This window comes from Streptomyces sp. SM11, from assembly GCF_002910905.1.
GTDB lineage: Bacteria > Actinomycetota > Actinomycetes > Streptomycetales > Streptomycetaceae > Streptomyces.
Genome location: NZ_NEUE01000212.1, coordinates 94676 through 121054, shown reverse-complemented (window position 1 = coordinate 121054; position 26379 = coordinate 94676). Strand labels below are relative to the sequence as shown.

Genomic DNA, 26379 nt, shown 5'->3' with positions numbered 1-26379 from the left:
ACCTCCGCACCCTCCGCGGCCCGACACCTCGACCCCACCGCCGACTCTCCGCAGGAGACCGCCATGACCCCTCCCTCCGACGCCACCGGCGGCACGAGGATTCCGCAGGTCGCCTTCCGCAGCGCCCCGTCGCTGAACAGCCCCGTCTTCGAGGTCGGCAGCCTGTCCGTCTTCTACGGCGACCACGAGGCCGTACGCGACGTCAACATGACCATCGGGCACCGGCAGATCACCGCGATGATCGGTCCCTCCGGCTGCGGCAAGTCCACCGTGCTGCGCTGCTTCAACCGCATGAACGACCTCGTCCCCAGCGCCCGCGTGGCCGGCAAGGTCCACTACCACAACGAGGACCTCTACGGCCGGGACGTCGACCCGATCGAGGTCCGCCGCCGGATCGGCATGGTCTTCCAGAAGCCGAACCCGTTTCCCAAGTCGATCTACGACAACATCGCCTACGGCCCCCGCGTCGGCGGGTTCCAGGGCAACCTGGACGACCTCGTCGAGGAGACCCTCACCCACGCGGCCCTCTGGGACGAGGTCAAGGACAAGCTCAAGACCTCCGCGCTCGCCCTCTCCGGCGGTCAGCAGCAGCGGCTGTGCATCGCCCGCACCATCGCGGTCAAGCCCGAGGTCATCCTGATGGACGAGCCCTGCTCGGCCCTCGACCCGATCGCCACCGCCAAGATCGAAGACCTCATGACGCACCTCGCCCGTGAGTTCACGATCATCGTCGTCACCCACAATATGCAGCAAGCCGCCCGCGTCTCCGACCGCACGGCCTTCTTCACCGCCGACGTCGACGACGCGGGAGTCCGCCACGGACGCCTCGTCGAGTACGACGAGACCGAACGCATCTTCTCCAACCCCTCCGACCAGCGCACCGAGGACTACATCTCGGGTCGCTTCGGCTGACCCCGAAGCCAATGCTGCTCTTTGCGCCGCCACGTAAAGGAGTACCCGGGTGACCCCCGACGCACGACGACCACCGGAGACCGCCGCACGCGTGTCTCCGGACGGCCCGGACGACAGCAAGACCCCGGCCCTGCTGATGGCCGAGCCCGACGAGGAGCTGGCAAAGCAGGCCATGGCTCGCTTCTCGGCCGCAGGCGTGAGCGTGATCGCCTGCCACGACGGCGCCGAGGCCCTGCTCCAGGTCGGAGCACAGCACCCCGGCGCCGTACTGCTCGGCGCACCGCTGCCGGTGGTGAACGCCGCAGACGTCACCCGCCTGATCAACCGCCTCAGCCCCGTGCCCGTCATCGTCGGCGCCGGACCGGACGGGACCCAGGAGGCAACCGCCGCCCTCGCCGCGGGTGCCGTCGCCTTCGTGGCGCGGCCCTACCGGATCGAGGAAATCCTCCCCCTCCTCACAGCGGGACTCACACCGGACGACAAGGCGGCCGCAACGCTGGTCGTCGGTGACATCGAGCTTGATCCCGTCGGGTTTCACGTCTACGTACGAGGACGCTCGCTCCAGTTGCCGGTACGTGAATTCATGTTGCTGCGATACCTCATGGAGAACGTCAACCGGCTCGTCTCCCGACCGGAGCTGACCCAGGTCCTGTGGGGCACGAAGAGCCTGGACAGCAACACCCTCACCGTGCACGTCCGCCGCGTACGGCAGCGCCTGCGGGAAGGCGCGGGAAGCTGCTGCACCATCGGCGCGATCCGCGGCATGGGCTACCGCCTGGAGTGCAGGCCATCCGATTCCGTGCGGCCACCGCTCTCCTCCTCCCGGCCGGCTGCCAGGGCATAGGCAGCCGTGATGACCGAGAGGCAGGAGGACGACTCGTACATCGACCTGCCTCCCTGGGCAGTGCACTATCCCCGCTGCGGCGCGGTGCACGGGCAGCATCACATTCCTACGATTGGCACGCTCTTTCACCGAAAGCGGTGGTGGTCGGCGAAGGTTCGTGTCCGGTTCCAGGCCACCGGCCAGTCGACCTCGCGGACGTTCACCACCGACTCGCAGACCATGAGGGAGATCATCGCCGCCCGCACCCTCGCGGAAGCCCGGACGTTGATCTCCCTCTGTCTCACCGATGGGCACCCGTAGCGGGGGCGCATCGTCCCGTACACCGGCCGGCGGGCTGCTTGGCGGTGCCCCGCCGGCCGGTTCACATCCTCCGAGGGCCAAAGCGGCTTTCTGCTCGGGGAATTCGGCCGAACGACAACCGCTGAGCTGAGCACGCTCCCGCGCCCTGGCGGAGCACCGGTGCCTGACCAGCCCTAAATCTCGGCGGGTCACACAGAGGACGGGGACGACTCGGTCAGCTCTGCCAAGAGGCGGTCGATGCGCATGTGCAGACTGTCCCGCACGGCGCGTGCACTTTCGATGTCAAGGCCACTGAGGTCTGGCAGATCCCAGTTGAGATAGCGGCGGCCAGGACGCACGGGGCAGGCGTCGGCGCAGCCGAGGGTGATCACCAGGTCCGCCGAGTCGACGACCTCGGTGGTGAGCGGCTTGGGAAAATCCTCCCCGGTATCGAGTCCCTGCTCCGTCAGCAGCCGGACCACGACGGGCGAGATGTCGGCCGCAGGCCCCGATCCCGCCGTCATGACCATGACCGCACCGAGCGCACGCCTACGCAGCAGCGCGCTGGCCAGCTGAGAGCGCCCGGCGTTCTCCGTGCAGACGAAGAGCACCGCAGGCGGGGATTCACCGGACAGCCCCTGGGCGCGGGCGAGGCCGCGCAGTCGCTCGTCGGCGAACCGCTCCACGAGGACCGGAAGATGTTGGACGGCACGAGCCCGGTCGGCGAGGAGGGTGGCGCACTCGTCCACGTACTGCGCAACGGTGGTCTGCGAGAAGGCGTGGCGGTGACGCACGGTGAGCCGGGCGGTGATCCGCGCGAGTACCGCGCTGGCGCTCCGCAGGGGCGGGGTGGCCCGGCCGAGTGGCGGCTGCTCATCCATGATTGCGCCCCTTCCGAAGCCGACCTCCAACTATAGGTATCCATCTATATCTAAGTGGATCGATGCGGACGAGAGTGAACGATAAGTGAATTCAAAGTGGCAACCGTCACAGGTGCCCTGGGGGCGGCCTTCGGGCCCATATGGTGAATAGATGTCCATCACTGCCTACGAGGCGACGAAGACGGTCGTGGACGATGAACCGGCCACATGCGTGTCACAGCTGTCCTGCCTGCTCATCGACCGCGAAGAGGCCGAGCGCATGGCCGGGGCCCTCAAGGCCATCGCCGACCCCACGCGGCTGCAGATACTGCGCCTGATCGAACGCTCTCCCGCCCGCGAGGCGTGCGTGTGCGACCTGACCGACTGCCTCGGTCTGCGCCAGCCCACGGTGAGCCACCATCTGAAGGTCATGACGGACGCCGGGATCCTCACGCGGGAGCGGCGCGGAACGTGGGCCTGGTTCTCCGTCGACCCCGAAGGGCTTCGTCGGATCCGGGACATCCTGGAGCCGACGACCGACTGACAGCCACCCGCCCCGGCCGCGTCGCAGCGTCGGCCTCCTTGCGGCTCGCCGCGCATCAGGACAGCGCGCTCACCACGTGCCGCACCCGCGAGGCCACCTTCTCCGGCAGCGGGGCGTAGTGGATGCGTGCCAACCCCGCCTGAACCTCCTCACTCGCGGTGTAGGTCAGGAAGGACTTCAGCGCGGGCAGCACGTCGGCCGGGGTGCCGTCGGCGCAGACGATTTCGTAGGTGACCAGCACGATCGGGTACGCGCCGGGGGCCCTGGTGCGGTAGTCGAACTCCAGCGTCAAGTCCTGGCCGCTACCGGCGACCCTGGCGGCCGCAATGCCGGCTGACGCGCTCTGCGCGGAGACCGCGACCGGGTCGGGGGCGCCCGTGTCCAGCTTCACGGTGGGTACGTCCTTGGCCTTGGCGAAGGACAGCTCGAAGTAGCCGATCGAGCCGTTCTGGCTGCTCACCGTCGAGACGACCCCGTCGGAACCGGGCGCTGCATGGCCGCCCCTGGCCTGCCATGCCTTCACCTTCTCGTACGGCCACTCCTCCGGTGCCGCGTCCGCCAGGTAGGCGTTGAAGTTCTGTGTGGTGCCCGAGTTGTCGGAGCGGTGTACGGCGCTGATCTCGGTCTCGGGCAGCCGTGCGCCGGGGTTGAGGCGCTGGATCTCGGGGTCGTTCCACATCGTGATCCGTGAGTCGAAGATCCGAGCGAGCGTCGATGCGTCGAGGACGAGGTTGTCCAGGCCGTCGACGTTGTAGCCGATGGCGACGGGGCCGCCGACCATCGGCAGGTCGATCGCCCTGCTCCCGGGGCACGTGCGGCGGGAGAACTCGACATCGTCTTCCGACAGTGGGGTGTCGCTGCCGCCGAAATGCGTGGCTCCGCGCAGGAACTGGGCCACCCCTCCGCCGGAACCGATGGGGCTGTAGCGCAGCTGCACCCCAGGGCAAGCTCTCTGGTACCCCTGGAGCCAATGCTTCATCGCGTTCTGCTGGGCGGTCGACCCCGAGCCGGCCACCTTGCCCTCCTCGGCGCAGGTGATGTGGCTCGGCCGTGAGGGGGAAGGGGCGGCTTCACCTCCGCCGCCCCTTCCGCAGGCCGAAAGGAGCAAGGTGCCGGCTGCTATGGCCGCGGCGCTTTTCAGCGGAAGGTGTCTGTTCGACCGTCGATGATGCACCAGTGTTTCCTTCCAGATGGCCAGCCAGCTGGATAGATGCTTGCCGATGTAAACGCCGTGGAGGCAACGCAGCGGAGAACATCAGCTGACGGAACGCGACTGGATGGATGGCCTGCGCGTGACATGCACGCGCCGCGAGGAAGGCCCCGCCCGGCGCCTCGACTCGGCAGGACGCAGCATGAGGTCAGCATCGCGCGCTTCATCACCGCGCGGGAGACTCCCCCCGAGGATCGCGGTCGGGCTCGTTCCGCCGAGAGGCTCAGACGGCCGCCGGCGTCATTTCGGGCTCCGCGACCGCTTTGGCGTCGGTGAGGGCCGCGAGGTAGCGCTCGGCGTCCAGGGCTGCTGCGCAGCCGGAGCCCGCGGCGGTGATCGCCTGGCGGTAGGTGTGGTCGACCACGTCTCCCGCACCGAACACACCGGGGATGTTCGTGCGGGTCGAGGGGGCCTCGACCTTCAGGTATCCCTCGTCGTCCAGGTCCAGCTGACCGGTGAAGAGTTCCGTGCGGGGGTCGTGGCCGATCGCGATGAACAGGCCGGTGGCATCGAGGTCGCGTGTCCGTCCGCTGAACGTGTCGCGCAGGACGAGGCCGGACAGTGCGCCGTTCTCCTCCTTGATCTCGGCGATCTCACTGTCGAAGGCGAAGGAGATCTTGTCGTCGGCGAACGCGCGGCTCTGCATGACCTGGGAGGCCCGCAGCGCGCTCCGGCGGTGGACGACCGTGACGGAGCGGGCAAACCGGGTGAGGAAGGTGGCCTCCTCCATCGCGGTGTCGCCGCCGCCGACGACCACGATGTCGCGGTCGCGGAAGAAGAACCCGTCGCAGGTCGCGCAGTAGGAGACCCCGCGGCCCGACAGTTCGTCCTCGCGCTGAAGGTTCAGCTTGCGGTGCTGCGACCCGGTGGTCACGATCACGGCGCGGGCCCGGTGGACCGCTCCGCTGCTGTCGGTGACCGTCTTGATGTCGCCCGTGAGGTCGACGGCGACGATGTCGTCCGCGATCAGCTCGGCGCCGAACCGTGTCGCCTGGGCCCGCATGTTGTCCATGAGGTCCGGGCCGACGACGCCCTCGGGGAAGCCGGGGAAGTTCTCGACCTCCGTGGTGTTCATGAGCGCGCCGCCCGCGGTCACCGAGCCTTCGAAGACCAGCGGCTTGAGGTCGGCGCGCGCCGCGTAGAGGGCGGCGGTGTACCCGGCGGGGCCGGAGCCGATGACGATGACGTTCCGGACGTCCGTGCCGGCGCTCACTTGGCCGTCTCCGGCGCGATCTCCTCGATCAGGCCCTCGACCATGACCTTGATCTCGTCGCGGATCGGACGCACCGCCGCCACGCCCTGGCCGGCCGGGTCCTCCAGCTTCCAGTCGAGGTAGCGCTTGCCGGGGAAGACGGGGCAGGTGTCGCCGCAGCCCATGGTGATGCAGACGTCCGACTCCTTGACCGCGTCGACCGTGAGGATCTTCGGCTGCTCGGCGGAGATGTCGATGCCGACCTCGGCCATCGCCTCGACGGCGGCCGGGTTCACCGCGTCACCCGGATTGGACCCGGCGGAGCGGACCTCGACGCGGTCCCCGGCGAGGTGGGTGAGCCAGGCGGCGGCCATCTGGGACCGGCCGGCGTTGTGGACACAGACGAACAGAACAGAGGGCTTCTCGGACATCAGGAGGTCTCTCTCGTCACACAGTCGAATCAGGCACACATGACATCAGCACCCGGTGGCATCAGCAGCCACTGATGTGAGAGTATCAGCCCATGATGACGTCAGTCGACACTGAACTGATCCGGGTGCTGGGCGATCCGCTCCGGCTCCGGATCGTGACCCTGCTCGCCCGCGAGACGCTGTGCACCAGCCACCTGGTGGAGGAGACCGGTGCGAAGCAGACCAACCTCTCCAACCACCTGAAGGTCCTGCGCGAGGCCGGGGTCGTGGAGACCGAACCGTGCGGCCGCTTCACGTACTACAAGCTCCGCCCGGACGTCATCGCCCAGCTCGCCGGCCAGTTCGCCGACCTGGCCGAGTCCGCCCGTACCGCAGCCGAGAACAAGAGGGCCTGTCCGTGACCCCCACGCAAGCACCCGCGATGGCCGAGGAATCCTCGGTCGTGCAGAAGCTGTCCACCCTGGACCGCTTCCTCGCCGTCTGGATCCTCCTGGCTATGGCCCTCGGCCTCGGCCTCGGCCGGCTGATCCCGGGCCTGAACGACGCTTTGGCGAAGGTGGAAGTCGGCGGCATCTCGCTGCCTATCGCCGTGGGCCTGCTGATCATGATGTACCCGGTCCTGGCCAAGGTCCGCTACGACAAGCTCGACGTCGTCACCAGGGACCGCAAGCTGATGGTCTCCTCGCTGGTCATCAACTGGATCATCGGCCCGGCCGTCATGTTCGCCCTGGCCTGGATCTTCCTGCCGGACCTGCCGGAATACCGCACCGGCCTGATCATCGTCGGGCTCGCCCGCTGCATCGCCATGGTCATCATCTGGAACGACCTTGCCTGCGGCGACCGCGAAGCCGCAGCCGTCCTGGTGGCCCTCAACTCCGTATTCCAGGTCATCGCGTTCGGCCTGCTCGGGTGGCTCTACCTCGACCTGCTGCCCGGATGGCTCGGTCTCGGCGAAGGAGAGACGCTCGACATCTCCATGTGGAAGATCGCCCTCAACGTCGTCATCTTCTTGGGCGTGCCCCTGCTCGCTGGCTTCCTCACCCGCCGCATCGGCGAGAAGAAGATGGGCCGCGAGTCCTACGAGGCGAAGTTCCTGCCGAAGATCGGCCCCTGGGCCCTCTACGGCCTGCTCTTCACGATCATCATCCTCTTCGCCCTCCAGGGGAAGACGATCACTTCGCAGCCGCTGGACGTCGTCCGCATCGCGCTGCCGCTCCTCGTGTACTTCGCGATCATGTTCTTCGGCAGCTTCCTGATCGGCAAGGCCATCGGCCTGGCCTACGACCGCACCACAACGCTGGCGTTCACCGCCGCCGGGAACAACTTCGAGCTAGCCATCGCCGTGGCCATCGCCACCTTTGGCGTCGCCTCCGGCCAGGCCCTCTCCGGCGTCGTCGGCCCGCTCATCGAGGTCCCGGTCCTGATCGCCCTGGTGTACGTGGCCCTGGCCTGGCGCAAGAAGTTCGCCCCGTCCGCGATCGCCACCAGCACCAAGCAGCACTGATGTACCATCTCGGCTCCCGCCCGCATCCCACCCTCCGCGCCTCGGCCCGCCTCGCCGTCCGCCCGACGGCGGAAGCGGTGGTGCGCAGGGTCGGGGCGGGAGCCGAGGCGCCCGACTCCGCTACGGAGATGGCCTGGTGACACGCGTGGTGGATGTGGATGTGGTGGTGATCGGTGGCGGCCAAGCGGGCCTCGCCACCGGCTACTACTTGCGTCGCCAGAACCTCGGCTTCGTCATCCTCGACGCCCGGCCCGCACCGGGCGGCGCGTGGCAGCACGCATGGGACTCGCTCCACCTGTTCTCACCGGCCGCCTACTCGTCTCTTCCGGGTTGGCTGATGCCCGCCCAGGACGGGGCGGAGTACCCGGACGCGCACCACGTCGTGCGGTACCTGACCGCGTACGAGGAGCGCTACGCCCTGCCGGTCCAGCGACCGGTCCGGGTAGAGGCGGTCCGTCGTGACGGTGAGCGGCTGCGGGTGGAGACCGACGCAGGTGCCTGGTCCGCCCGTGCGGTCGTCTCGGCGACCGGGACATGGTGGCGGCCCTTTCTCCCTGCCGTACCCGGCCGGGAGACCTTCACCGGCCGTCAGCTGCACACCGTGCAGTACCGCAACCCTGCCCAGTTCTCGGGCCGACGGGTCATCGTGGTCGGCGGCGGCAACTCCGGAGCGCAGATCGCTGCCGACCTCGCGCCGCATACCGACCTGACCTGGGTCACCCAACGGCCCGCACGTTTCCTGGCCGACGACATCGACGGCCGGGCCCTCTTCGGCGCTGCGACCGCCCGCCGCAGAGCGTTGGACTCAGGGAACCCCGACACGGGAGGCGTCGCCTCCCTCGGCGACATCGTCGCCGTCGCACCGGTCCGCGCCGCACGGGATGCCGGCCTTCTCAAGGCCCGGCCGATGTTCGCCCGCCTCACCGAGAACGGTGCGGAGTGGGCGGACGGAACCGGAGCGGAAGCCGCGGCGGTCATCTGGTGCACCGGCTTTCGCCCCGCCCTCTCTCATCTCGCCCCGCTGGGCCTGCGCGGCGAGCACGGCCACATCCCCACCCACGGCACCCGGGCGGTCGAGGAACCCCGCCTGCACCTCCTCGGCTACGGCGACTGGACGGGACCCGCCTCAGCCACGCTGATCGGCGTCGGCCGCCCCGCCCGGGACGCCGTCCGCGAGATCGCCGCTCTGCTGCGCTGACGCCCCCCCCAGCCGGGCTCAAGGTGCGTCGAGGGCCGCGCTCTCCACCCAGCGCGCCAAGACTCTGAAGGCCGCGAGTTGTTCCAGGGCTTCGTGCTCCGGCAGCTCCGGCAGCCCGTCCTCGTGGCTGTTGGGGTTCCGGATGCCCGCGAAACAGCCCTCGGCGAAGGACATCGCGCCCCGGTGCACACTGCGGAAGGTGTCGCTGTTGTCGTCCGCCATCAGACGAAGGCGAGGCTGACCGGGCTTCGCGGCGTCCTTGGAGAACACGCTCTGGAACAGAGCGGTCTCGCTCACGTCGCGTCGGGCGACCTTGTTCTGGGTCTCCGCGTTGACCTTCCGGGCTGCGGCGGTGACCGCCTCACGGAAGTGCCCGCTGCGCCACAGGGACTTGGCCCCGTCCCACACCCACTAGTGCATGGCCGCCGCGCTGAGCTGGGGCGCGTCGTCCCCGAGCCGCTCGCGCACCTCCGCGTCCCGCAGCAGGACGGCGTCGGCACGCTGGACCGCTTCGCGGTGCTGGCACCAGCGGTTGACGGACTTGTTGCGGTCGTCGGAGACCTCCGTGCGCCATCGAGGAAGGACCCGGTCCAGGATCTGCTCCACAACCTGGGCGCTGGCCACGATCTCGCGCTCCCCGCCGCGGTTGGACATGCGGCTGCTGGCCGAAAGAAGGCCAGGGGGTGAGCGCAGCTCGGTCAGCTCCAGAAAGCTGGACAGCTCGGCGCGAGCCCATGCGATATCGATGCTCATCAGAGCATCATCCCCGCAGCCACTGACATCGCCCAGGTGCTTTTCCCAGCAACAGTGACGACTGCGGGGGTGTCAGGCCGCAGCAGACAGCAGCTGGCCCATGGCCGCAAGCACGGAGGGCTCCACGCGGTAGTAGACCCACGTCCCGCGCCGCTCGGAGGTGAGCAGGCCCGCCTCCCGCAGTTTCTTCAGATGATGGGAGACAGTCGGCTGAGATACGCCCACGTCAGAGATGTCGCAGACGCACGCCTCTCCGCCCTCGTGCGAGGCGACAGCCGAGAAAAGACGCAGGCGGACAGGGTCACCGAGCGCCTTGAACATCTTCGCCGTCCGCTCGGCTTCCTCCGCACTCAACGGCCGTTCGGTCAGCGGCGGGCAGCACGGCACGACGTCCGGCTCCAGCACGGGCAACGACCTGCTTTTCGACATACACCTATGTTGACACACATCGAATCAACGGGCGAAAGGCTAACAGTCCACGCCCCTACAGATGGCCCGAAGGCGGGCGGAGCAGGAGCCGCCTCGCCGCCCACCCCGCCCGCATCCCGGCGCACCGATCGCTCAGAGACCGGCGACGACCGGCGCCTTGCGGATATGGGCAGCCAAGGGCGGAATGACGTATTCGGCGTCGCGACCCACGCCACGCAGGGTGTTGGAGGCGAAGGACCGCTGGAGTTCCAGGCCCAGGTAGACCAGGCCGGGATGGGTCAAGGACAGTCCACCGCTGTGCAGCGGCATGCCGTCGGCGTCCAGGGCGCCGAGGGCCCTGAGATAGTTCAGGCTGGGCCGGTATCCGGTGGCCAGCAGCACGGTGTCGACCTTCTCGCGGGTGCCGTCGGCCCACACAACCGCTTCACCCTCAAGCGCTGTCAACATCGCGCGCCGGGCCAGATGCCCGCCCTCCAGCGCCTTCCGGTAGCGACCGCCGTCCAGGACGAGGGCGCCGCCGACGTAGTGGATCAGCCAGGCCGGCGGCAGCTGGTCGAACCCGGTGGACGTCAACCAGTGGTGCACGTCCCGGCCCTCGCGTATCTGCGCGAGGAACTGCACGGGGTTGCGACTGGCGAGCGTCACTTGGGCGACTTTCGCGAGTTCGTAGCCGATCTGGACAGCTGTGTTGCCGCCGCCCACGACAACGACCCGCTTGTCCGTGTACGGCTCGGGGCTGCGGTAATCGGCGGCATGCACCACCTCACCGGCAAAGCCGTCCTGGCCGGGCAGGACCGGCAGGAATGGATTCCCGAAGGCCCCCGTCGCTGCGACGATTCCGGCCGCACCTATACACCGACCGTCAGCGGTGGTCACCCTGAACCCGCCTCCGTCTCCCTCGACGCTGACGACGCGGGTGCGCGTGCGGACCTCGGCCCCCAGGCGGTCCGCGTAACGGCGGAGGTAATCAACCACCTCGTCCCGATGGGGGTAGCGGTCCCCGTCCCCGCCCAACGCTAGACCGGGCAGGGCGCTGAACCGGGCAGGGGAAAACAGCGTGAGGCTGTCGTAGTACCGCGGCCACGAGCCCTCCGCATGATCGGAAGCTTCCAGGACCACGGGCCGAAGGCTCTCCCGCACCAGAGCTTCGGCGGCGGCAAGGCCGGACTGGCCACCACCGATCACCACAACATCGAGCTGCTCCATCGCCCTCTCACACCCACTTCAGTTTCGACGAATGCCTAAGTTGACGACTATCAATACAGGTGTCATCCTGGCTGCGCAAGCCATCGACAGCCGTCGAAACAACCTGGGGAGTCACCGTGAACGCGCCCGCCACCGCCCTGCCCGCCGTGGTGATCGGAGCAGGCCCCGCCGGCCTGGCTGCCGCCGCCCACCTCACCGAACGCGGCATGGAAACCCTGGTCCTGGAGGCCGGTCCCGCAGCGGGCACCGCGGTACGCGAGTGGGGGCACGTACGACTGTTCTCGACGTGGTCCGAGCTCGTGGACCCGGCCGCCGAGAAGCTCCTGTCCCCGACCGGCTGGACCACGCCCGACGGCGGCACCTACCCCTCCGGCGCGGACTGGGCGGAGAAGTACCTCCAGCCGCTCGCCGACGTCCTCGGTGACAGGGTCCGCTACGGCACGACCGTCACCGGTGTCTCCCGCCTCGGCCGCGACCGCATCGTCGACGCGGACCGTGAGCAGCAGCCCTTCACCGTCCGCACCAGGAGCGCGGACGGCACAGAGGCGCGCATCCTCGCTCGGGCAGTGATCGACGCCTCCGGCACCTGGTCCACGCCCAGCCCCATCGGCGCCGACGGACTTCCCGCCCTCGGTGAGCACGCCGCCTCGGTCCGCATCTCCTACCGCATCCCCGACCTCAAGGACCCCGCCATGCGCGCCCGGTACGCCGGCAAGCGCACCGCCGTCATCGGCTCCGGCGCCTCCGCATTCACCGCGCTCGCCTCGCTCGCCAACGTCGCCAAGGACGAGCCCGGCACCCACTCCGTCTGGATCCTGCGCCGTGGAATCAGCGGCTCCACCTTCGGCGGCGGCACCGCCGACCAGCTCCCCGCCCGCGGCGCCCTGGGCCTGGCGGCGAAGGCCGCCGTCGACGCCGGGCACGCCGACGCCGTCACCGGCTTCCGTACGGAAGTCATCGAACGCGGTGACGACGAGCGCCTGACCCTGGTGGCTGAGGACGGGCGCCGCCTCGACCCGGTGGACGAAGTGATCGTCCTGACCGGCCTGCGCCCCGACCTGTCCTTCCTGTCCGAGCTCCGCCTCGGCCTGGACGAGCGCCTCCAGGCACCCACCGAACTGGCCCCGCTCATCGACCCGAACCAGCACTCATGCGGCACCGTCTACCCGCACGGACATCGCGAGCTGTCCCACCCCGAGCAGGGCGTCTACCTCGTCGGCATGAAGTCCTACGGCCGCGCCCCCACCTTCCTCGCCATGACCGGATACGAGCAGGTCCGCTCCGTGACCGCCGCTCTCGCGGGTGACATTGAGTCCGCCGACCGCGTCGAACTCACCCTCCCCGAGACCGGAGTCTGCGGCGGCGCCGGACTCTTCGACACCCCTGCCGCGGCAGAGACGGACGGCGGAGGCTGCTGCGCCCCTGAGCCTTCCGTGGTCCAGATCGGTGCTGCCGCGCCCGCCGGCACCGCGGCCGCCGAGGAGCCCACGCCGGCCGGTGGCTGCTGCGCGTGACCGAGACCGACGCCCGCAGGGCCGCGACCGGAACAGGGGACCGGTCGCGGCCCCGCGCCGTACTCCCAGCCCTGTGCGCCACACAGATCACCAGCTGGGGCATCGTCTTCTACGCCTTTCCCGTCCTCAACCCGCAGATCACCGAGGACACCGGCTGGTCGACCGGGGCGACCACGGCCGCGTTCTCCCTTGCTCTTCTCGTCTCCGCGTTCGCCGGAATCCGCGTGGGCCGGATCATCGACCACCGCGGCCCCCGCACCGTCATGACGGCCGGCTCCGTCCTCGGCGTGCTGAGCATCCTCACCGTCGCCGCCGCCCCGAACCTGCCGCTGTTCTTCACCGGTTGGGTGCTGGCGGGCTTCGCCGTGGCGGCCACCTTCTACCAGCCCGCGTTCGCCGCCATCACCCGCTGGTGGGCCCCCGACCACGTGCGCGCGCTGACCATCGTGACGCTCGCGGGCGGACTGGCGTCGACCTTCTTCGCACCTCTCACCGCAGCGCTGGCCGACCATCTGTCATGGCGCATGACCTACACGGTGCTCGCCGCCGTCCTCGCCGCCGTCACTATTCCCGCCCACGCGCTGGCACTCAGAGCCCCCTGGCCCCCAGCACCATCGCTCTCGACGGCCCACGCCGACCAGTCCGCGAAGACGGCGGCTCGCAGCCGTCCCTTCCGCATGCTCGCGGTGGCACTCACGCTCTCCGCGTTCACCGTCTCCGCCGCAGTCGTCGCCCTTGTCCCTCTCCTGCTGGAACGCGGCTACTCCACCAGCGAGGCAGCATGGGCACTCGGTCTGGGCGGCGCCGGGCAGACCCTGGGACGCACCCTGTACGCGGCCATCGCCCGCCGCACCGAAGTCACCGCGCGCACGACCACACTGATCGCACTCGGCGGCCTCACCACCGCAGCACTCGCGATCTCCCCCGGCCCGTACGCCCTCCTGATCGCTCTCTCGATCGTCGCCGGGATGGTCCGCGGCAACCTCACCCTGCTCCAGGCCACCGCGATCACCGACCGATGGGGCACAACCAACTACGGCCGTCTGTCGGGGCTCCTCGCGGCGCCGACCACCACTGCCTCCGCCCTCGCCCCCTTCGCCGGTGCCGCACTGGCGATACCGCTGGGCGGCTACCCGCAACTGTTCGGAGCACTGGCAGTTGTCTCCGTGCTTGCCTCCGTAGCCGCGCTCCGGGCAGCTACGGAAAGCCCTGTTCCCCGTCAGTAATGGCGACGTCGCACTGAGGGATCCGAGATCGCAGCCGCGTCAGGCCAGAAGACGCCGCAGGACCGACGACCGGAGAACGAGCCACGTGCGGAGGGGCGGATCCCCGATAAAGCCAAGCGGGGCGGAGCATCTCGCTCGACGGCCGTGGGACCGCACCACGACGCTCTCTCAGGAAGCTGCCGCAGAAGGCCAGGTCAAACGCATCCAAGGTACGCCGACACGCTGCGGCAGCGGGTCAGTACCGCACGGCGCGCGGCTAGTACCGCACGGAATACCGCCGCAAAATCCGCGTTTCCCCAGGTCAGAACGATTCTGCCTGGGGACGCTCGGTGGGGCGGGTGGGACTCGAACCCAAAAGCGTGACGCCTCTCACCTGCGGAAACGCCACAGAGGCGGACATTCACATACTGCTGGATCCCGCTGCGTCCGGCTCGATCCCCGTCAGCTGCACGGCGGTGCGGTACGTACCGCACCGGTTCATGGGCGGCCCCTGCGCGAGCAACGGACGGAGGTCCGCCAAGCGCATCTGCGGCTTAGTCGGCACGGAAGGCGCACCTTCCCACCGTGAGAGGAACACCTGAACTCACCAGCGGCTGAACCTGGACGGCAACTTCCCGCCCTCGGTGATGGCGGCAACCCGCGCCCCCGTAAGTGGAGACACACTGTCGACCGGGTTCGCGAACGGGCCGGACGCCCTTCCGCCCTGTTGCCTGCACTTCCTTCAGGACCGCCCCCACCGTGGCGAAGTCGTTCTCCACGTGAAGCACCGTGTGACCGTGATGGACCGCCGTCGCACACACCAGGAGGTCGATGGCTCCGGCGGCACGGTGCTGCCCCCGCTGGGTGAGCTTGTACTGCGCGGTGTCGACCCAGCGCCACGCACTCTTGGGAACCGGGGCGAGATGGCAGAGGTCATCGATTCGTCGGCCAACTCGTCCCGGTGAGCAGGGCTTGTGGCCGAGTAGAGGAACTCCGCCCTCGTGGGCTCGCAGATATGGAACACACCGGCGGCGATGTGTCCCTCCCAGGGACGCAATGCCCCCGTGAGTTTGTTCCGCTTCGACGGACACAAGGTCGAGGTTCCAGCGCCAGGCCTGGGTCTTGGCGCGACTGGAGAAGGTGGTTCCGGACGAGTAGCCGGGTTCACCGGAGTCGTCCCCGAAGACCGGAACGGTCCAGACCCTGTCTCGGTGGACTCCACCGTGGTGCGCGCACACCAGCACGCGGCCGGGGCCCGCAAAAAAGGGGGCTCCAACAGGCGAACCCCCAGACCACACCATCGGCCGGTCCCGCGGCGGACTGAGCACAAAGATCCACCTGGCCTCCGATGCCCAATGCCGGCCACTGGCCTTCGTGCTCACCGCCGGTGACGCACCCGCCTTCGCTCACGTCATGGCCCGCCTTCGCGTTCCTCGTCGGCGAGGACGGCCACGCACCAGGCCGGACGTGGTCCTGGCCGATAAGGCGTACTCCTCCCGCGCGATTCGCGAGCACCTGCGCAAGCGTGGTATCCGGGCGGTGATCCCCGTCCCGGCCGATCAGCGCGGCCACCGGCTGCGGCGGGGCAGCCGGGGCGGCAGACCACCCGCCTTCGACCGCGAGGCATACAAGCAGCGCAACACCGTCGAACGCTGCATCAACCGCTTGAAACAGTGGCGAGGCATCGCCACCCGCTACGAGAAGACCGCGGCCATCTACCTGGCCGGACTCCACATCGCGGGCATCTTCCTCTGGTCTCGGCGGTAGTCCAAACGAAACGGCCTAGATCGGTCGTGGTCACAGAGTTCCGTCGGTGCCCCCGTTCTCGCGCATCCACCTTGCACAGAGCTGCCGCTCACGGGAGGGAGGGCATTGCGCCGGGTCAGGTGGTGATCCGACCCCTGACTTGTTGACTCGGCTCCCAGGCGCACAGCCTGCCGATGCGTCAGCTGCACCGTCCGAGCGCAGGTTGAAAGAGGATCAGTCAGTCAGCGAGCCGGTGAAGATCTGCCACGCCAGGAGTGACTTCGCCACGAGGCTGAGGACCAGGTAGGCCTTTTCACCGTATACGTAGACGGACCACCGGCCGACTCCGCGGTACTGGAGCCACTGGTTGAGACCGAAGCTGAAGAAGAGGACGGCCTGGACGAGAACGATTCCGTACACGAAGCCAGGGACGGCCTCGGCCGCGACGATGTTATACGCGATCGAGACCCACGGCGTGACGCCGACCAGCGCCCCGAACCAGAACGGCAGCATCCTGGTCCTCGCCCGCCCCGGCGGGTTCATCACCTCCTCGAGCCAGCCGAAGAGAATCATCCCGACGTTGGCGCCGACGACGGCGATGACGGCATTGATGCTGGTAATGCCCGAGTAGAAGCCGATGAGGAGCACCATCAGGGTCGCGCTCAGCGCGTACTCCAGCCACCGGAAACGGTTGATGCCACGGCTGAGGTCGCGTTCGTAGATGCCGCGGTACACCGTCGCCGTCAGCAGGTGGTCCACTGCCGCGAGGGTGAGGAAGGCGGCGACGGCCCAGCCGATCGGCACGTCGAACAATGCTTCCGGGGCGGGCGCTGCCGTTCCCGGTGGCCCGGGAACGGAGGAGGTAACGGTGATCGAGAAGCTTCCGGCGAGCAGGACGATGGCCGTGGCTTGGAGCAGGTGCAGCAGCGTGAGCCCCAGGTTCCACCTGCGGAGCCCTGCGAGGCGCTCGGCGGTGACACCTGTGGCCACCGATGTGCCGTCCTCTCGCTTCACAGTTCCTCCCCAGTGGCCGGCGCCGCTGTACGTCAGCATGGTCGTACCCGTCCGGCCGGGAATCACGGCATTCACGCCACCGCCCCGCCGGAAAGTCGCCCGAGTGGCGCCCGCAAGTTCGCCCCGCTGGTCTCCGGACGGCCCGTGGACCCTTCCCCACCGAGATCTCCCCCGGGACCGTGTGGCTGCGGGTTGCGGTTGCGCAACGGCAGGAAGTGATCACGGCTGATGCCGTCGATGGCCCACATCCGCAGCCGGTTGTAGACGCCTCGCCAGTTGCCGTAACGACTCGATTCGCGCCCACTGCGCGTCAGCCAACGGCACACACGAACAACGACCGGCGGGGCTGGTCGGAACGGCACTGTTCGTCAGGCGGCCGGCCCAGCACGGAGCTGACGTACGTCCCGCACGAGCGTGCACGAAGCGCTGAGGAAGATCACAACTCCAGCCCCTATCCAGAGGGCCGATGCCCCGGAGCGGTACTCACGAACGGCAAGAATCAGCAGCATCGTGCCGGCAAGGACGCCGAAGGCCGAAATCAGAGCGCTGATGCGGTGTGTCACACAGACATCATCAACGACAACCTCGGCCAGCAGCAGTGATCCAACCGAAACGGCCTAGGCGGCCTCGATCCGGAGGCGGTGTACGGCATCGACGACGACAGCCGGGTGCTGGTGGCCGGGACCGAACGCAGTGGCGCCGCACTGGCCACGTACGGGCCGCCGGCGGCGGTCCCGCCAGGGGCGTACGCGAGCCGGATGCTGACGCTGCACCGGGTGAAGTGACGGTCAGCCTGCCCGGAGCCCTCGCACCCTGTGCCGAGTGGTGGGAGTTGTGGATCCGCTGCCCTCGGTCGGCGAGCGGAGCTGGTTTGTGATGTCGGAAGTCCAGCGATTCCTCGGGGCGAAGGGGTCTCGCTGTACGGCCCTGGGCGGGCGCGAGACAGAAGCCGCTCAGGACGCTGAGCGGACGGCTGTCACGATGAGGTTGCTCTGATAGCCGCCTCGGTCGGCGTCGTACGGGGGCGCGCAGGTGATGAGGGTGAGGACGGGTTCGCCCTCACGCCGGAAGGTATCGGCAGGCATCCGGTCCTTCTTGACGATACGTCGGGCGACGATCTCATACGTGAGGGTTGTGCCGTCTCCTCGCTGGACATCGACGCGGTCGCCAGCGCGCACGTCATAGAGTGCTGCGAGCTCGCCGAGTTCTCCTGTGTGTGAGTCGACGTGTCCGACAAGGACGGCCGAGCCGTGAGCGTCGCCCGGCGCCGGCCCGAAGCGGTACCAGCCCGCCTGGGCGGGGTCGGCTGGCACCTCGGCCCCGCCATCGTCCCGCACTCCGACAGGAACGACGGGGGCGGACAGGCCAGCTCTCGAGATGACGACGCGAACCGGTAGGGCGCCTTGGGCCTTGGTGGTGCTGTTCCGGTGGGTGGCTCCTGTGGAGGGAACGGGCTTCTGCCCGGGCGGCGTTGCCGCCCGGGCAGAAGGGGTCGCAACTGTCCCCGTACCGCGGCCGGTTTCGGGCACTTGCCCGAAACCGGCCGGCGGTCCCGGATCACCGGAGGGGAACAGGAGCAACGCGGTGACTGCTGTCGCGGCCGAGCCGACGGCGACGGCAGACCAGGCCGATCCTGCCACTCCCGTGCGCCACTTCGCACGCTGTTGTGGGCGCTCAGGCATCCCGCCGTGCCCGGGACCTTATGGAGAGTGCCCCGGCCAGGGTAAGCACCCCTGCGCCCGCTGCCCAGGCCATCCACGCGTTGGAAGAGTTACCCGAGGCCATCGCACCGTTTCCGCCGGCGTCGACTCCATCGGGCGGCGAGTGCGTGCCACTGACCGTCTGGACCTTCAGGGCCAGGTTCTTCTCGTCGGCGCTGCCCCAGGCATAGACGACGTTGTTCGTGCCTTCCTTGAGGTTCAGATCAGCGGGGCCGATGGCGACGGTGTCGGTCCCGGCGAGGACCACGTCGGCGGAGACTGTGCCTGCGTCGACCTCGGCGGTGTCCTCCTTCGGGTTCTCCAGTCCCTTGAACACCGCCGTGCCGTTGGCGCGGACGTCCACGGCCGGAGCGGCGGCAACGTGCCGGACCGTCAGGCGCGACTTACCCGCTGCGACAGCGGAGGTGTCGTTGACGAAGGCGTTGAGCTGAGGCTTGCCGTCGGCCGAAAGATGGGCCACGACCGTGGCGTTGGCTCCGGCGGGTACCTCGACCGTCTTCTGGATCGCGGGCTCTGCCGTCTTGGGGTCGGCACCGGCCTTGAAGACCTTCAGGTCGTAGGAGCCCGCCGGCAGCTCTTGAGGGTCGGTGAGAGTGCCGGGCTTGAAGTCCGGCAGGAGTTCGTCGCCGTTCGCGTAGACGTCTACCGTCAGACCGGGAACTGCGTGAAAGACGGAGACCGTCGCCGTGTCTTCGGCCTGTGCCGCGCCGGCAGGAACGGCAGAACCAAGGCTCAGAGCCCCGGCTCCGAGACAGGCGGCGATCATGACGCTCGTACGGGATTTGCTCATTCTGCGCTCCATTCACGCACAGGGCTGCACGCTGCAGGCCCTATCGGTAGATCTCGGATACCGCGCCTGGCGGGATCTGTGGTGTTGGCTTCGAGAAGCCGCGGTCCGGCCGCGCCGGGTCCTCATGCTCGGTGGCCCCACGCCTTGTGGGCCGGCATGCCGGGCACGTGCAGAAGCCCGACAGGGTCAGACGCTTGTGTCATCGCCGACCTTCGTGGGGGTAAAGATCTCGTCGCGCTCGTGGTTGGCCAGGGCCAGCCCCAAGGCGAAGAAGGTCGGGGCCCACTCCCCGACGAAGATGCCCCACCGGTCAGCCCGCTCGACCCCACGGGACTCCGCCTTCACCGACACCACCCAGGACGCGACCGACAGAGCGATCGAGGCGAAGCCGGCGGTGTAAGCGTGTTCGCTGGTCATTCCGATGTCGTGCAGCCTTTTGACAAGCATGCGCGCGCTCCTCGCGTATAGGACGGCAGACAAGGGGTGCGGGTACCGGAATCCTCAGCCGCAAGCCTCTTGTGGGGCGCATCGGCGGGGGAACCCACCAGGCAAGCGCACCACACCCATCACACTCCCGCCACTTCTCTCCGCAGGCGGGTTCCGGCGACGCCGGTGGTGCACAGCAGGCGAAGCGCGCTTCTGCGGGAGAGGGGTGCGCCGAGTTCCAAGCAGCACTCGTAGGGACAGTGCAAGGCGCGACCGGCGTCAAGAAGGGTGAACGTCCGCGAGCGGCCAGGCGGATGCGAGCTACCGATCTCGAGTGACGAAGTCAACCCCTACACAACCGAGTTGGCCGACCACTGGGACGCGGATGGTCACCACCTGGCGGTCCGCGACGGCTGTCACCGGGCACGGACATCCACCGCGGCGCGCCCGCTCCCGCAGCCGAGGGGCACGTGCCTGAAGATCGGCCCACCCGACCGCCGCTTCAGGCATGTGCTGCCGACGGCCCGGCCGACTCGGAGGCGGGTGTGTCCTCGCGGTGGAGAAAGGCGCCGAGGAGGTCGCCGACGGGGTGGCCGGACTCCGAAGGATGACGCAGCGCGACAGTCGGGTCGATGGTGTAGCGGTTACGGCGGCCGACCCGGATCCGGGTCAGGTAGCCGGAGGCTTCCAGGTCGGCGACAATGATCTGCACCGCCCGTTCGGTGATGCCGATTCCGGTGGCGACGTCGCGCAACCGCACTTCCGGGTCGCGGGCGATGCTGAGCAACACCCGCGCGTGGTTGGTGAGGAACGTCCATTGGCCGCCGGGTGACTGTGGGCTACTCATGCACTCCATCATACGAAACCCGCTTCGCATATCCGACCCCTCACGCGAACCTTTATTAGCGAAAATCATTTCGCGTAACTACTGACGCATGTCCGGTGGCGGGGTGACGCTTGAGGGGATTCGTCCGCATGTAGGAAGGCAGCGCCATGACCCCACTGCTCTCCCGCCCCCGCCGGGACCGCACCCCCTGGCTCGCACGAGCCGGACTGGTCCAACCGATGGCGGCCGTACTGACCGACCGCATCGACGATCTGGCGGTAGCCGAGGCAGCCGCACGGATTGCGCTGGCCCGCCGCGTTCCGGTACTGCTGATCGCCGTGATGCCCCCAGGGTATCCACCGGCAGGGTGATGGCCCCTTCTCCGCGCCGCTACGGGCGGTCCTGGCCCGCGTCATGCCCAGGATCGGCCCGAACGCCACGGGCTACATCCCCGAGGCGTTCCACCTGCCTGCCGGGCGGGCCTCGCGGCTGGCGGCGGCGAAGGAGCTGCTGGCGCTGGCCACCCGTCACCGGGCTCCGGATGTGGTGGCAGCCCGCCGCGGCCCGCACGGGCTGGACGCACACGCCCTGATCGAGGCTGCGGCGCTGCGCGGTGGCCCGTTCGTCCACGCGGTCGCCCCCGCCGCCTGGGGCCCCTGCAGTCGCCCTCGGCGCCCGCTGGCGACGTGCCGTCCGGCCCCTGGAAAGGAAACGTTCCGCGATGAACGACCTCGCATTCCCGGTCCCGCCGTGGGTGTGGGCCGCCGTCACGCTCGGCATCTGCGTGATGCTCGCCGTCGACCTGATCGCCCACCGCGACAACCACGTCATCGGCTTCCGCGAGGCCGCGATCTGGAGCAGCATCTGGATCGCCGTCGGTCTCGGCTTCGGCCTGATCCTTCTGGCGTGGCAGGGAGGGGAGGTGTCCTCCACCTACTACGCCGGCTACCTGATCGAAAAGGCCCTGTCGATCGACAACGTCTTCGTCTTCGCGCTGGTCTTCTCCTTCTTCGCCGTCCCCGACGCCTACCAGCACAAGGTCCTGTTCTGGGGCGTGCTGGGCGCCCTGGCCGCCCGGCTGGTGTTCATCTTCGTCGGCGCTGAACTGCTCCAGGTGTTCTTCTGGACCGCCTACCTGTTCGGCGCGTTCCTGATCTGGACGGGCTGGAAGATGGCCGTCTCCAAGGACGAGGAGGTCCACCCCGACCGCAACCCCGTCGTCCGCCTGGTCAAGAAGCTCATCCCCACCGACCCGAAGTTCCACGGCGACAGCTTCTTCATCCGTCGCAACGGCAAGCGCATCGCGACGCTGCTGTTCGTGGTCCTGGTCGCCGTCGAGGCCACCGGCCTGATCTTCGCCGTCGACTCCGTCGCCGCCGTCCTGGCGATCACCACCAACACCTTCCTGGTGTGGACCGCCAACGCCTTCGCCGTCTTGGGCCTGCGCAGCCTGTACTTCTGCCTCGCCGGACTCCTGCGCCGCTTCGCCTACCTCCACTACGGCCTCGCGGTCCTCCTCGCCTTCGCCGGCGTCAAACTCATCCTCTCAGAGACCCCCGTCGGCAAGCTCCCCATCCCCCTCACCCTCGGCGTCATCGCCGTCACGATCACCGTCTCCATCGCCTGGTCCCTGATCGCCACCCGCAACCAGCCCAACGACAGGTGGGAACAGCCGGTCGGGACTGAGACAGGCAGCACCAGCGGAGCCCACGAGCCTCCCGCCGACGACGACCTCACACACCACCAGCCTCATGCCGACCGCAGCCCGCACGGAAAAGACTCGCCATGACCACGCCCCCAGGCGCCCCAGTGGGCCACCCCGCCCCCGGCTCCTCGATCGCACTGCAGATGACCGGCGTGCCGCGCGAGGTTCCGACGGGCACAACAACCGCTGGTTCCTCGACCCCGCCCCAGCCGCCGGTTCCCAGCCGACATGCAGGAGGTGTACGGCGTCGACCTGCCCGTGCGGCCCGGCAACGCCGCGATCATGGCCGCCCCGATAGATCACCACGACGTCAACTACCACTTCCGGCAGTTCGTCGCGGACGCGCCCCGGCAACCGGCGCCTTCATTCAGGGCACCCGACCGACCGTTCTCATGCGCTCTCCGCAGCGCCCGACGAAGGCGACCCCAGCTGTACGACCTTGGAGATGACCTCAAGTTCACCACCCGCACGGTCAGTGAACTCGTCACCGTCACCGGGCAAGGTGGCTAACTGAGTTGATCGAGCGTTGTTCGAACTCGATGGAGGTTCAGGCGCGTACGTCTCGTTGCTGCACTTCCTTCAGGACCGCCCCCACCGTGGCGAAGTCGTTGTCCACGTGAAGCACCGTGTGACCGTGATGGACCGCCGTCGCACACACCAGGAGGTCGATGGCTCCGGCGGCACGGTGCTGCCCCCGCTGGGTGAGCTTGTACTGCGCGGTGTCGACCCAGCGCCACGCACTCTTGGGAACCGGTGCGAGATGACAGAGGTCATCCAGCTCCTCGGCCAACTCGTCCCGATCAGCCGGGCTTGTGGCCGAGAAGAGGAACTCCACCCTCGTGGGCTCGCAGATATGGAACACACCGGCAGCGATGTGCCCCTCCCAGGAACGCAATGCCCCCGGCGTCCGGAAGAGGTACCAGAGGGCGGACGTGTCGAGGAGGTATGTGATCACTCGAAGGCTGCCCGCCGGGCCTGCTTGGCCGCTGCATGCGCCGCAGCCGCAGCCTCGAACTCGCCCCGCTCACCCCTCGCGGCCAGCTTCTCAGCAGCCTCCAGCCGCTTGATGCGCGCCACATAGTCCCGTAGGGCCCCGTTCACCGTCTCCTTCTTCGTCGAGACACCCATGAGCCGCATCGCCTCAGCCAGCGCCTCATCATCGAGATCGACCTGGGTCACAGACATAACAGCCGCCCCTCACCTTGAGTCCATGATGTACATAACCACGATACATCACCAACATTCACGGACGGCAAATCATCGAGCACGAGACAGAGAGGATCCGACCCGGCCGCGAGGCGGCGGCCACGAGCCACCTACCGAGTGGATGATGTCGATGCGGTGAAGACAGGCCGCTGCCTCAGCAACCGTGGGAGCCATCAACGACGCTCTCTCCGGCGGTCGTCACAAAAGGCCAGGTCAGAAGAGTCTGACGGGTTCCGCCGCCACAAAAAAGCGGCCCAGTACCGCACCGCGTGCGGCGAGTACCGCACGGAAAACAGCCACAGAACCACGTTTCCGCAGGTCAGAACGTTTCCGCAGGGTAAAACTGGTGGGGCGGGTGGGACTCGAACCCACGGCCGACGGATTATGAGTCCGCTGCTCTAACCGGCTGAGCTACCGCCCCGTTTCGGCGTGGCGCGTACAAGTGTGCGCACCGTCTGCCGCAGCATAGCCGGTCATACGATCTCTCGCTTCGGATGGCCGACTTCGCCTGATCTTGAGGACGGCGCTGCGTGCTGCCCGGTTGCAGGGGAGATCAAGGAGACCCGAAAGAGTCACCCCGGGGCCCCTCCGGCGCCCCGGGAAGACATCGGCCGGGCACACGAAAGAGGACCCCGAGGGGCCCTCTTCCGTTCCGCTCCCCCGACTGGACTCGAACCAGTAACCCTCCGGTTAACAGCCGAATGCTCTGCCAATTGAGCTACAGGGGATCGCGCTCCCCCGACTGGACTCGAACCAGTAACCTGCCGGTTAACAGCCGGCTGCTCTGCCAATTGAGCTACAGGGGATTGCTGCGTCGCTGCGAAATCGTACCTGCCTGGCGGCTGCCGGGCGGCGCGCGTTCGCTGCGACACATACATTAGCGCAAGCAGGGGGGTGCTCCGCCAATCGGTATCGCCCGGGGTGATCTCGGGTGCTCGCGGGTAGGCGGGCTGCACACGTCGCACCAAGCGCAGGAAGGGTGGCAGCCATGCGGTACCGGCTCACGTTCATCGCCGGAGTGGCCCTCGGTTACGTGCTCGGCACGCGAGCCGGGCGCGAGCGTTACGAGCAGCTGAAGAAGTCGGCCCGGCAGTTCACGGAGAACCCCGCCGTGCGCAACGCCGCCGAGAGTGCCGCGCACAGCGGGCGGGACATCGCGGGCAAGGCGTACCACTCGGTCAGCGACAAGGTCGGGGGCAAGGTGCCCGCCTCCGTCGCCGAGCGGGTCCGGTCGCTGCGGGACCGCAGCAGCCAGAACGGCGGCGAGGACGACTGGGGGACCACCAACACCTGAGCGACGGGGTCCCGGGGCTTCGAGGGCGGCGGTTACGGGAGAGTCGCGGGGTGCGGCAGAATCTCCGTATGGGCATAGTCGCGGGGTTGGACAGTTCTTCCGCCTTCACTCACATCGTCGTCTGCGACACGGATACGGGCGCCGTGCTCCGGGAGGGGTACGCCGCCCACCCGGTCGAGGCCAAGGCCACCGAGGTCGATCCGCAGGCCTGGCTGCTCTCGCTCGGCGAGGCGGCCTCCGGCGGGCTGCTCGAAGGCGTGCAGGCTATCGGGGTCTCCGCGCAGCAGCACGGGCTCGTCCCGCTGGACCGGCAGGGCAATCTCGTGCGTCCCGCTCTGCTCGGCAACGACCGGCGGGCGCAGGTCGCCGCGGCCGATCTCGTCGACGCGCTGGGCGGACGGCAGGCCTGGGCGGAAGCCGTCGGGGCCGTGCCGGGGGCCGCGCAGCCGGTGGCGAAGCTGCGCTGGCTGGCCCGGACCGAGCCGGAGAACGCCCAGCGGGTGACCGCGGTGCTCCAGCCGCACGACTGGCTCGTGTGGCAGTTGCTGGGCCGGCCCGCCCGGCGGACCACGGACCGGGGCGCGGCCTCGGGCACCGGCTACTGGTCGGCCGGGTCCGCCTCCTACCGGCCCGATCTGGTCGAGCTGGCGCTCGGGCACTCCGCCGGGCTGCCCGAGGTGCTCGGCCCGGCCGACTCCGCCGGGATGACACCCGAGGGACTGCTGATCTCCGCGGGCACCGGCGAGACCATGGCCGCGGCCTTCGGGCTCGGGGTCGCGGTGGGCGACGCGGTGGTGTCGCTGGGGGCCTCCGGCTCCGTGATGGCGGTCCACCACGAGGCGCTCGCCGACCCGAACGGGATGATCACCTCGTTCGCCGACGCCACCGGGAAGCATCTGCCGGTGGTGCACCTCTCCAATGCCGTACGGGCACTGCGCGGGACCGCCGAGATGCTGGGCACCGACGGGCTGGAGGAGCTGTCGGCCCTGGCGTTGAAGTCCACGCCGGGCGCTTCCGGGCTGGTGCTGCTGCCGTATCTGGAGGGCGAGCGCACCCCGCAGCTCCCGCACACCGCGGGCACTCTGAGCGGGCTGCGGCGCGAGTCGATGAAGCCGGAGCATCTGGCGCGGGCCGCGTTCGAGGGGATGCTCTGCTCGCTGGCCGACGCCCTCGACGTACTGCGCGGCCGGGGCGTGGAGGTGCGGCGCGTCTTTCTGCTCGGTGCCGCTGCCGAGCTGCCCGCCGTACAGGCTCTGGCTCCGGCCGTGTTCGGCACCCAGGTCGTGGTGCCGCAGCCCGCCCAGTACGCGGCGATCGGCGCGGCCCGGCAGGCGGCCTGGGCGCTCGGCGTCTCGCAGGGCTCCCTCGACCCGCGCACTCCCCCGGCCTGGCAGGGCGCGGCGGCCCAGGTGCTGGAGCCCGGCGACGAGCTGGCGGTCGGCGGTGCGGTGCGTCAGCAGTACACGGCGACCCGGGACCAGATCCACCCCGGGGCCTTCGGCGGCGCACACCCGGAGTAGGCCCGTCCCGGCCGCGTAGCCGGAGTAGGCGCGCACCCGGGGTGAGGCGG

Annotated in this window: 30 protein-coding genes, 3 tRNA genes and 2 pseudogenes; 15 read left to right on the top strand and 20 right to left on the bottom strand. The window is 68.9% G+C overall.

The genetic code is table 11. From position 1 onward, the window contains the following. Positions 1–63 precede the first annotated feature (63 nt). Positions 64–912 (top strand): phosphate ABC transporter ATP-binding protein PstB, encoded by an 849-nt coding sequence (gene pstB, locus B9S58_RS21180; protein ID WP_103512532.1) that lies wholly within the window; start codon positions 64–66, stop codon positions 910–912. Between the two features lie 49 nt (positions 913–961). Continuing rightward, positions 962–1756 carry a response regulator transcription factor gene (locus B9S58_RS21175; protein WP_258044800.1) on the top strand — a complete coding sequence of 265 codons (795 nt, stop codon included), beginning with the start codon at positions 962–964 and terminating at the stop codon, positions 1754–1756. 125 nt (positions 1757–1881) lie between these two features. Here the strand turns inward: B9S58_RS21175 and B9S58_RS38080 are convergent, their stop codons facing one another. Both B9S58_RS38080 and B9S58_RS21165 read right to left on the bottom strand, forming a co-directional pair. Further along, on the bottom strand, positions 1882–2040 hold the full coding sequence (locus tag B9S58_RS38080; protein ID WP_181009397.1) for a hypothetical protein: 159 nt from the start codon (positions 2038–2040) through the stop codon (positions 1882–1884). A 204-nt stretch (positions 2041–2244) separates the two neighbouring features. After that, a complete protein-coding gene (locus B9S58_RS21165; protein ID WP_103533699.1) occupies positions 2245–2916 on the bottom strand; it encodes a low molecular weight phosphatase family protein in 672 nt (223 codons plus the stop codon). A gap of 151 nt (positions 2917–3067) precedes the next feature. Between B9S58_RS21165 and B9S58_RS21160 the strand changes: the two genes are divergently transcribed. Beyond that, positions 3068–3439, top strand: coding sequence for a helix-turn-helix transcriptional regulator (locus B9S58_RS21160; protein WP_103533672.1), 372 nt, complete (start codon positions 3068–3070; stop codon positions 3437–3439). Positions 3440–3494: 55 nt separating this feature from the next. Here the strand turns inward: B9S58_RS21160 and pstS are convergent, their stop codons facing one another. From pstS to B9S58_RS21145, 3 genes are all read right to left on the bottom strand, one after another. Next, the gene (gene pstS, locus B9S58_RS21155) at positions 3495–4613 is read right to left on the bottom strand and encodes a phosphate ABC transporter substrate-binding protein PstS (protein ID WP_103533671.1); all 1119 of its coding nucleotides are present in this window, start codon (positions 4611–4613) and stop codon (positions 3495–3497) included. Positions 4614–4872: 259 nt separating this feature from the next. Further along, positions 4873–5862 (bottom strand): thioredoxin-disulfide reductase, encoded by a 990-nt coding sequence (gene trxB, locus B9S58_RS21150; protein WP_103533670.1) that lies wholly within the window; start codon positions 5860–5862, stop codon positions 4873–4875. After that, complete coding sequence (locus B9S58_RS21145; RefSeq protein WP_103533669.1) at positions 5859–6272, bottom strand: arsenate reductase ArsC; 414 nt, start codon at positions 6270–6272, stop codon at positions 5859–5861. Before B9S58_RS21145 ends, trxB begins: the two co-directional genes overlap by 4 nt. Positions 6273–6364: 92 nt before the next feature. On the opposite strand from B9S58_RS21145, the gene B9S58_RS21140 reads away from it, so the two are divergent. From B9S58_RS21140 to B9S58_RS21130, 4 genes are read left to right on the top strand one after another with little or no spacing between them, the layout of a single operon-like run. Continuing rightward, positions 6365–6673, top strand: a complete 309-nt coding sequence (locus B9S58_RS21140) for a helix-turn-helix transcriptional regulator (RefSeq protein WP_103533668.1) — start codon at positions 6365–6367, stop codon at positions 6671–6673. Then, a complete protein-coding gene (gene arsB / locus B9S58_RS21135) occupies positions 6670–7776 on the top strand; it encodes an ACR3 family arsenite efflux transporter (protein ID WP_103533667.1) in 1107 nt (368 codons plus the stop codon). The genes B9S58_RS21140 and arsB overlap by 4 nt, the downstream gene beginning before the upstream one ends. Beyond that, positions 7776–7916, top strand: a complete 141-nt coding sequence (locus tag B9S58_RS38075; protein WP_181009396.1) for a hypothetical protein — start codon at positions 7776–7778, stop codon at positions 7914–7916. The genes arsB and B9S58_RS38075 overlap by 1 nt, the downstream gene beginning before the upstream one ends. Further along, positions 7913–8974 (top strand): ArsO family NAD(P)H-dependent flavin-containing monooxygenase, encoded by a 1062-nt coding sequence (locus B9S58_RS21130; protein ID WP_181009395.1) that lies wholly within the window; start codon positions 7913–7915, stop codon positions 8972–8974. The genes B9S58_RS38075 and B9S58_RS21130 overlap by 4 nt, the downstream gene beginning before the upstream one ends. 18 nt (positions 8975–8992) lie before the next feature. Here the strand turns inward: B9S58_RS21130 and B9S58_RS38490 are convergent, their stop codons facing one another. The 4 genes from B9S58_RS38490 to B9S58_RS21115 form a co-directional block, all read right to left on the bottom strand. Beyond that, positions 8993–9382: a TIGR02391 family protein gene (locus B9S58_RS38490; RefSeq protein WP_219818902.1), complete on the bottom strand. Its 390-nt coding sequence runs from the start codon at positions 9380–9382 to the stop codon at positions 8993–8995. Positions 9383–9385: 3 nt separating this feature from the next. Next, positions 9386–9727 carry a hypothetical protein gene (locus B9S58_RS38485; RefSeq protein WP_219818901.1) on the bottom strand — a complete coding sequence of 114 codons (342 nt, stop codon included), beginning with the start codon at positions 9725–9727 and terminating at the stop codon, positions 9386–9388. 72 nt (positions 9728–9799) lie between these two features. Then, positions 9800–10156 (bottom strand): helix-turn-helix transcriptional regulator, encoded by a 357-nt coding sequence (locus B9S58_RS21120; protein ID WP_103533666.1) that lies wholly within the window; start codon positions 10154–10156, stop codon positions 9800–9802. Positions 10157–10288: 132 nt separating this feature from the next. After that, the gene (locus B9S58_RS21115; protein ID WP_103533665.1) at positions 10289–11362 is read right to left on the bottom strand and encodes an NAD(P)/FAD-dependent oxidoreductase; all 1074 of its coding nucleotides are present in this window, start codon (positions 11360–11362) and stop codon (positions 10289–10291) included. A gap of 116 nt (positions 11363–11478) precedes the next feature. Between B9S58_RS21115 and B9S58_RS21110 the strand changes: the two genes are divergently transcribed. Both B9S58_RS21110 and B9S58_RS21105 read left to right on the top strand, forming a co-directional pair. Further along, positions 11479–12876: an FAD-dependent oxidoreductase gene (locus B9S58_RS21110; RefSeq protein WP_103533664.1), complete on the top strand. Its 1398-nt coding sequence runs from the start codon at positions 11479–11481 to the stop codon at positions 12874–12876. Then, positions 12873–14102 carry an MFS transporter gene (locus B9S58_RS21105; RefSeq protein ID WP_103533663.1) on the top strand — a complete coding sequence of 410 codons (1230 nt, stop codon included), beginning with the start codon at positions 12873–12875 and terminating at the stop codon, positions 14100–14102. The genes B9S58_RS21110 and B9S58_RS21105 overlap by 4 nt, the downstream gene beginning before the upstream one ends. 710 nt (positions 14103–14812) lie before the next feature. Here B9S58_RS21105 and B9S58_RS39280 read toward each other — a convergent pair. After that, positions 14813–15174, bottom strand: a pseudogene (locus B9S58_RS39280) (PIN domain-containing protein); the annotation flags it as partial. 112 nt (positions 15175–15286) lie between these two features. On the opposite strand from B9S58_RS39280, the pseudogene B9S58_RS21095 reads away from it, so the two are divergent. Further along, a pseudogene (locus tag B9S58_RS21095) lies at positions 15287–15848 on the top strand (IS5 family transposase); the annotation flags it as partial. A 213-nt stretch (positions 15849–16061) separates the two neighbouring features. On the opposite strand, the gene heR reads toward B9S58_RS21095, so the two are convergent. Then, a complete protein-coding gene (gene heR, locus B9S58_RS21090; RefSeq protein WP_258044799.1) occupies positions 16062–16841 on the bottom strand; it encodes a heliorhodopsin HeR in 780 nt (259 codons plus the stop codon). A 641-nt stretch (positions 16842–17482) separates the two neighbouring features. On the opposite strand from heR, the gene B9S58_RS38070 reads away from it, so the two are divergent. Continuing rightward, positions 17483–17626, top strand: a complete 144-nt coding sequence (locus tag B9S58_RS38070) for a hypothetical protein (RefSeq protein ID WP_181009394.1) — start codon at positions 17483–17485, stop codon at positions 17624–17626. Between the two features lie 168 nt (positions 17627–17794). Here B9S58_RS38070 and B9S58_RS40260 read toward each other — a convergent pair whose 3' ends face one another. From B9S58_RS40260 to B9S58_RS21065, 4 genes are all read right to left on the bottom strand, one after another. Then, positions 17795–18220, bottom strand: coding sequence for a class F sortase (locus B9S58_RS40260; RefSeq protein WP_374935701.1), 426 nt, complete (start codon positions 18218–18220; stop codon positions 17795–17797). A gap of 295 nt (positions 18221–18515) precedes the next feature. After that, the gene (locus tag B9S58_RS21075; protein ID WP_103533659.1) at positions 18516–19352 is read right to left on the bottom strand and encodes a DUF4397 domain-containing protein; all 837 of its coding nucleotides are present in this window, start codon (positions 19350–19352) and stop codon (positions 18516–18518) included. Positions 19353–19538: 186 nt separating this feature from the next. Then, entirely contained in the window at positions 19539–19799 is a 261-nt protein-coding gene (locus B9S58_RS21070; RefSeq protein WP_103533658.1) for a hypothetical protein, read from the bottom strand. Positions 19800–20280: 481 nt separating this feature from the next. Continuing rightward, positions 20281–20625, bottom strand: a complete 345-nt coding sequence (locus tag B9S58_RS21065) for a helix-turn-helix domain-containing protein (protein WP_037659827.1) — start codon at positions 20623–20625, stop codon at positions 20281–20283. A gap of 146 nt (positions 20626–20771) precedes the next feature. Here B9S58_RS21065 and B9S58_RS39275 point away from each other — a divergent pair, with 146 nt between their 5' ends. Together B9S58_RS39275 and B9S58_RS21055 are read left to right on the top strand one after the other, a co-directional pair. Next, positions 20772–20975, top strand: a complete 204-nt coding sequence (locus B9S58_RS39275; protein ID WP_258044798.1) for a hypothetical protein — start codon at positions 20772–20774, stop codon at positions 20973–20975. A gap of 350 nt (positions 20976–21325) precedes the next feature. Then, positions 21326–22393, top strand: a complete 1068-nt coding sequence (locus tag B9S58_RS21055; protein ID WP_258044797.1) for a TerC family protein — start codon at positions 21326–21328, stop codon at positions 22391–22393. 463 nt (positions 22394–22856) lie between these two features. Here B9S58_RS21055 and B9S58_RS21045 read toward each other — a convergent pair whose 3' ends face one another. The 5 genes from B9S58_RS21045 to B9S58_RS21025 form a co-directional block, all read right to left on the bottom strand. Beyond that, complete coding sequence (locus B9S58_RS21045; protein WP_103533656.1) at positions 22857–23264, bottom strand: PIN domain nuclease; 408 nt, start codon at positions 23262–23264, stop codon at positions 22857–22859. Further along, positions 23261–23494 carry a type II toxin-antitoxin system VapB family antitoxin gene (locus tag B9S58_RS21040; protein WP_015577068.1) on the bottom strand — a complete coding sequence of 78 codons (234 nt, stop codon included), beginning with the start codon at positions 23492–23494 and terminating at the stop codon, positions 23261–23263. The genes B9S58_RS21045 and B9S58_RS21040 overlap by 4 nt, the downstream gene beginning before the upstream one ends. Positions 23495–23859: 365 nt before the next feature. Next, positions 23860–23936, bottom strand: a tRNA-Ile gene (locus B9S58_RS21035). Positions 23937–24170: 234 nt separating this feature from the next. Further along, positions 24171–24243: transfer RNA gene (locus tag B9S58_RS21030), tRNA-Asn, on the bottom strand. A 5-nt stretch (positions 24244–24248) separates the two neighbouring features. Next, positions 24249–24321: transfer RNA gene (locus B9S58_RS21025), tRNA-Asn, on the bottom strand. A gap of 182 nt (positions 24322–24503) precedes the next feature. On the opposite strand from B9S58_RS21025, the gene B9S58_RS21020 reads away from it, so the two are divergent. Both B9S58_RS21020 and B9S58_RS21015 read left to right on the top strand, forming a co-directional pair. Further along, entirely contained in the window at positions 24504–24809 is a 306-nt protein-coding gene (locus tag B9S58_RS21020; RefSeq protein WP_103533655.1) for a hypothetical protein, read from the top strand. A 68-nt stretch (positions 24810–24877) separates the two neighbouring features. Further along, positions 24878–26329: an FGGY family carbohydrate kinase gene (locus B9S58_RS21015; RefSeq protein ID WP_103533654.1), complete on the top strand. Its 1452-nt coding sequence runs from the start codon at positions 24878–24880 to the stop codon at positions 26327–26329. Positions 26330–26379 lie beyond the last annotated feature (50 nt).

Coding starts and splice junctions, on each gene's coding strand:
- B9S58_RS21160 (WP_103533672.1), top strand. CDS start 3,068: ATGTCCATCACTGCCTACGAGGCGACGAAGACGGTCGTGGACGATGAA.
- B9S58_RS21165 (WP_103533699.1), bottom strand. CDS start 2,916: ATGGATGAGCAGCCGCCACTCGGCCGGGCCACCCCGCCCCTGCGGAGC.
- B9S58_RS21040 (WP_015577068.1), bottom strand. CDS start 23,494: ATGTCTGTGACCCAGGTCGATCTCGATGATGAGGCGCTGGCTGAGGCG.
- B9S58_RS21065 (WP_037659827.1), bottom strand. CDS start 20,625: ATGAGTAGCCCACAGTCACCCGGCGGCCAATGGACGTTCCTCACCAAC.
- B9S58_RS21115 (WP_103533665.1), bottom strand. CDS start 11,362: ATGGAGCAGCTCGATGTTGTGGTGATCGGTGGTGGCCAGTCCGGCCTT.
- B9S58_RS21120 (WP_103533666.1), bottom strand. CDS start 10,156: ATGTCGAAAAGCAGGTCGTTGCCCGTGCTGGAGCCGGACGTCGTGCCG.
- B9S58_RS21140 (WP_103533668.1), top strand. CDS start 6,365: ATGATGACGTCAGTCGACACTGAACTGATCCGGGTGCTGGGCGATCCG.
- B9S58_RS21015 (WP_103533654.1), top strand. CDS start 24,878: ATGGGCATAGTCGCGGGGTTGGACAGTTCTTCCGCCTTCACTCACATC.
- B9S58_RS21070 (WP_103533658.1), bottom strand. CDS start 19,799: ATGCTTGTCAAAAGGCTGCACGACATCGGAATGACCAGCGAACACGCT.
- B9S58_RS39275 (WP_258044798.1), top strand. CDS start 20,772: ATGACCCCACTGCTCTCCCGCCCCCGCCGGGACCGCACCCCCTGGCTC.
- B9S58_RS21055 (WP_258044797.1), top strand. CDS start 21,326: ATGAACGACCTCGCATTCCCGGTCCCGCCGTGGGTGTGGGCCGCCGTC.
- B9S58_RS21145 (WP_103533669.1), bottom strand. CDS start 6,272: ATGTCCGAGAAGCCCTCTGTTCTGTTCGTCTGTGTCCACAACGCCGGC.
- B9S58_RS21020 (WP_103533655.1), top strand. CDS start 24,504: ATGCGGTACCGGCTCACGTTCATCGCCGGAGTGGCCCTCGGTTACGTG.
- pstB (WP_103512532.1), top strand. CDS start 64: ATGACCCCTCCCTCCGACGCCACCGGCGGCACGAGGATTCCGCAGGTC.
- B9S58_RS38485 (WP_219818901.1), bottom strand. CDS start 9,727: ATGAGCATCGATATCGCATGGGCTCGCGCCGAGCTGTCCAGCTTTCTG.
- B9S58_RS21075 (WP_103533659.1), bottom strand. CDS start 19,352: ATGAGCAAATCCCGTACGAGCGTCATGATCGCCGCCTGTCTCGGAGCC.
- B9S58_RS38075 (WP_181009396.1), top strand. CDS start 7,776: ATGTACCATCTCGGCTCCCGCCCGCATCCCACCCTCCGCGCCTCGGCC.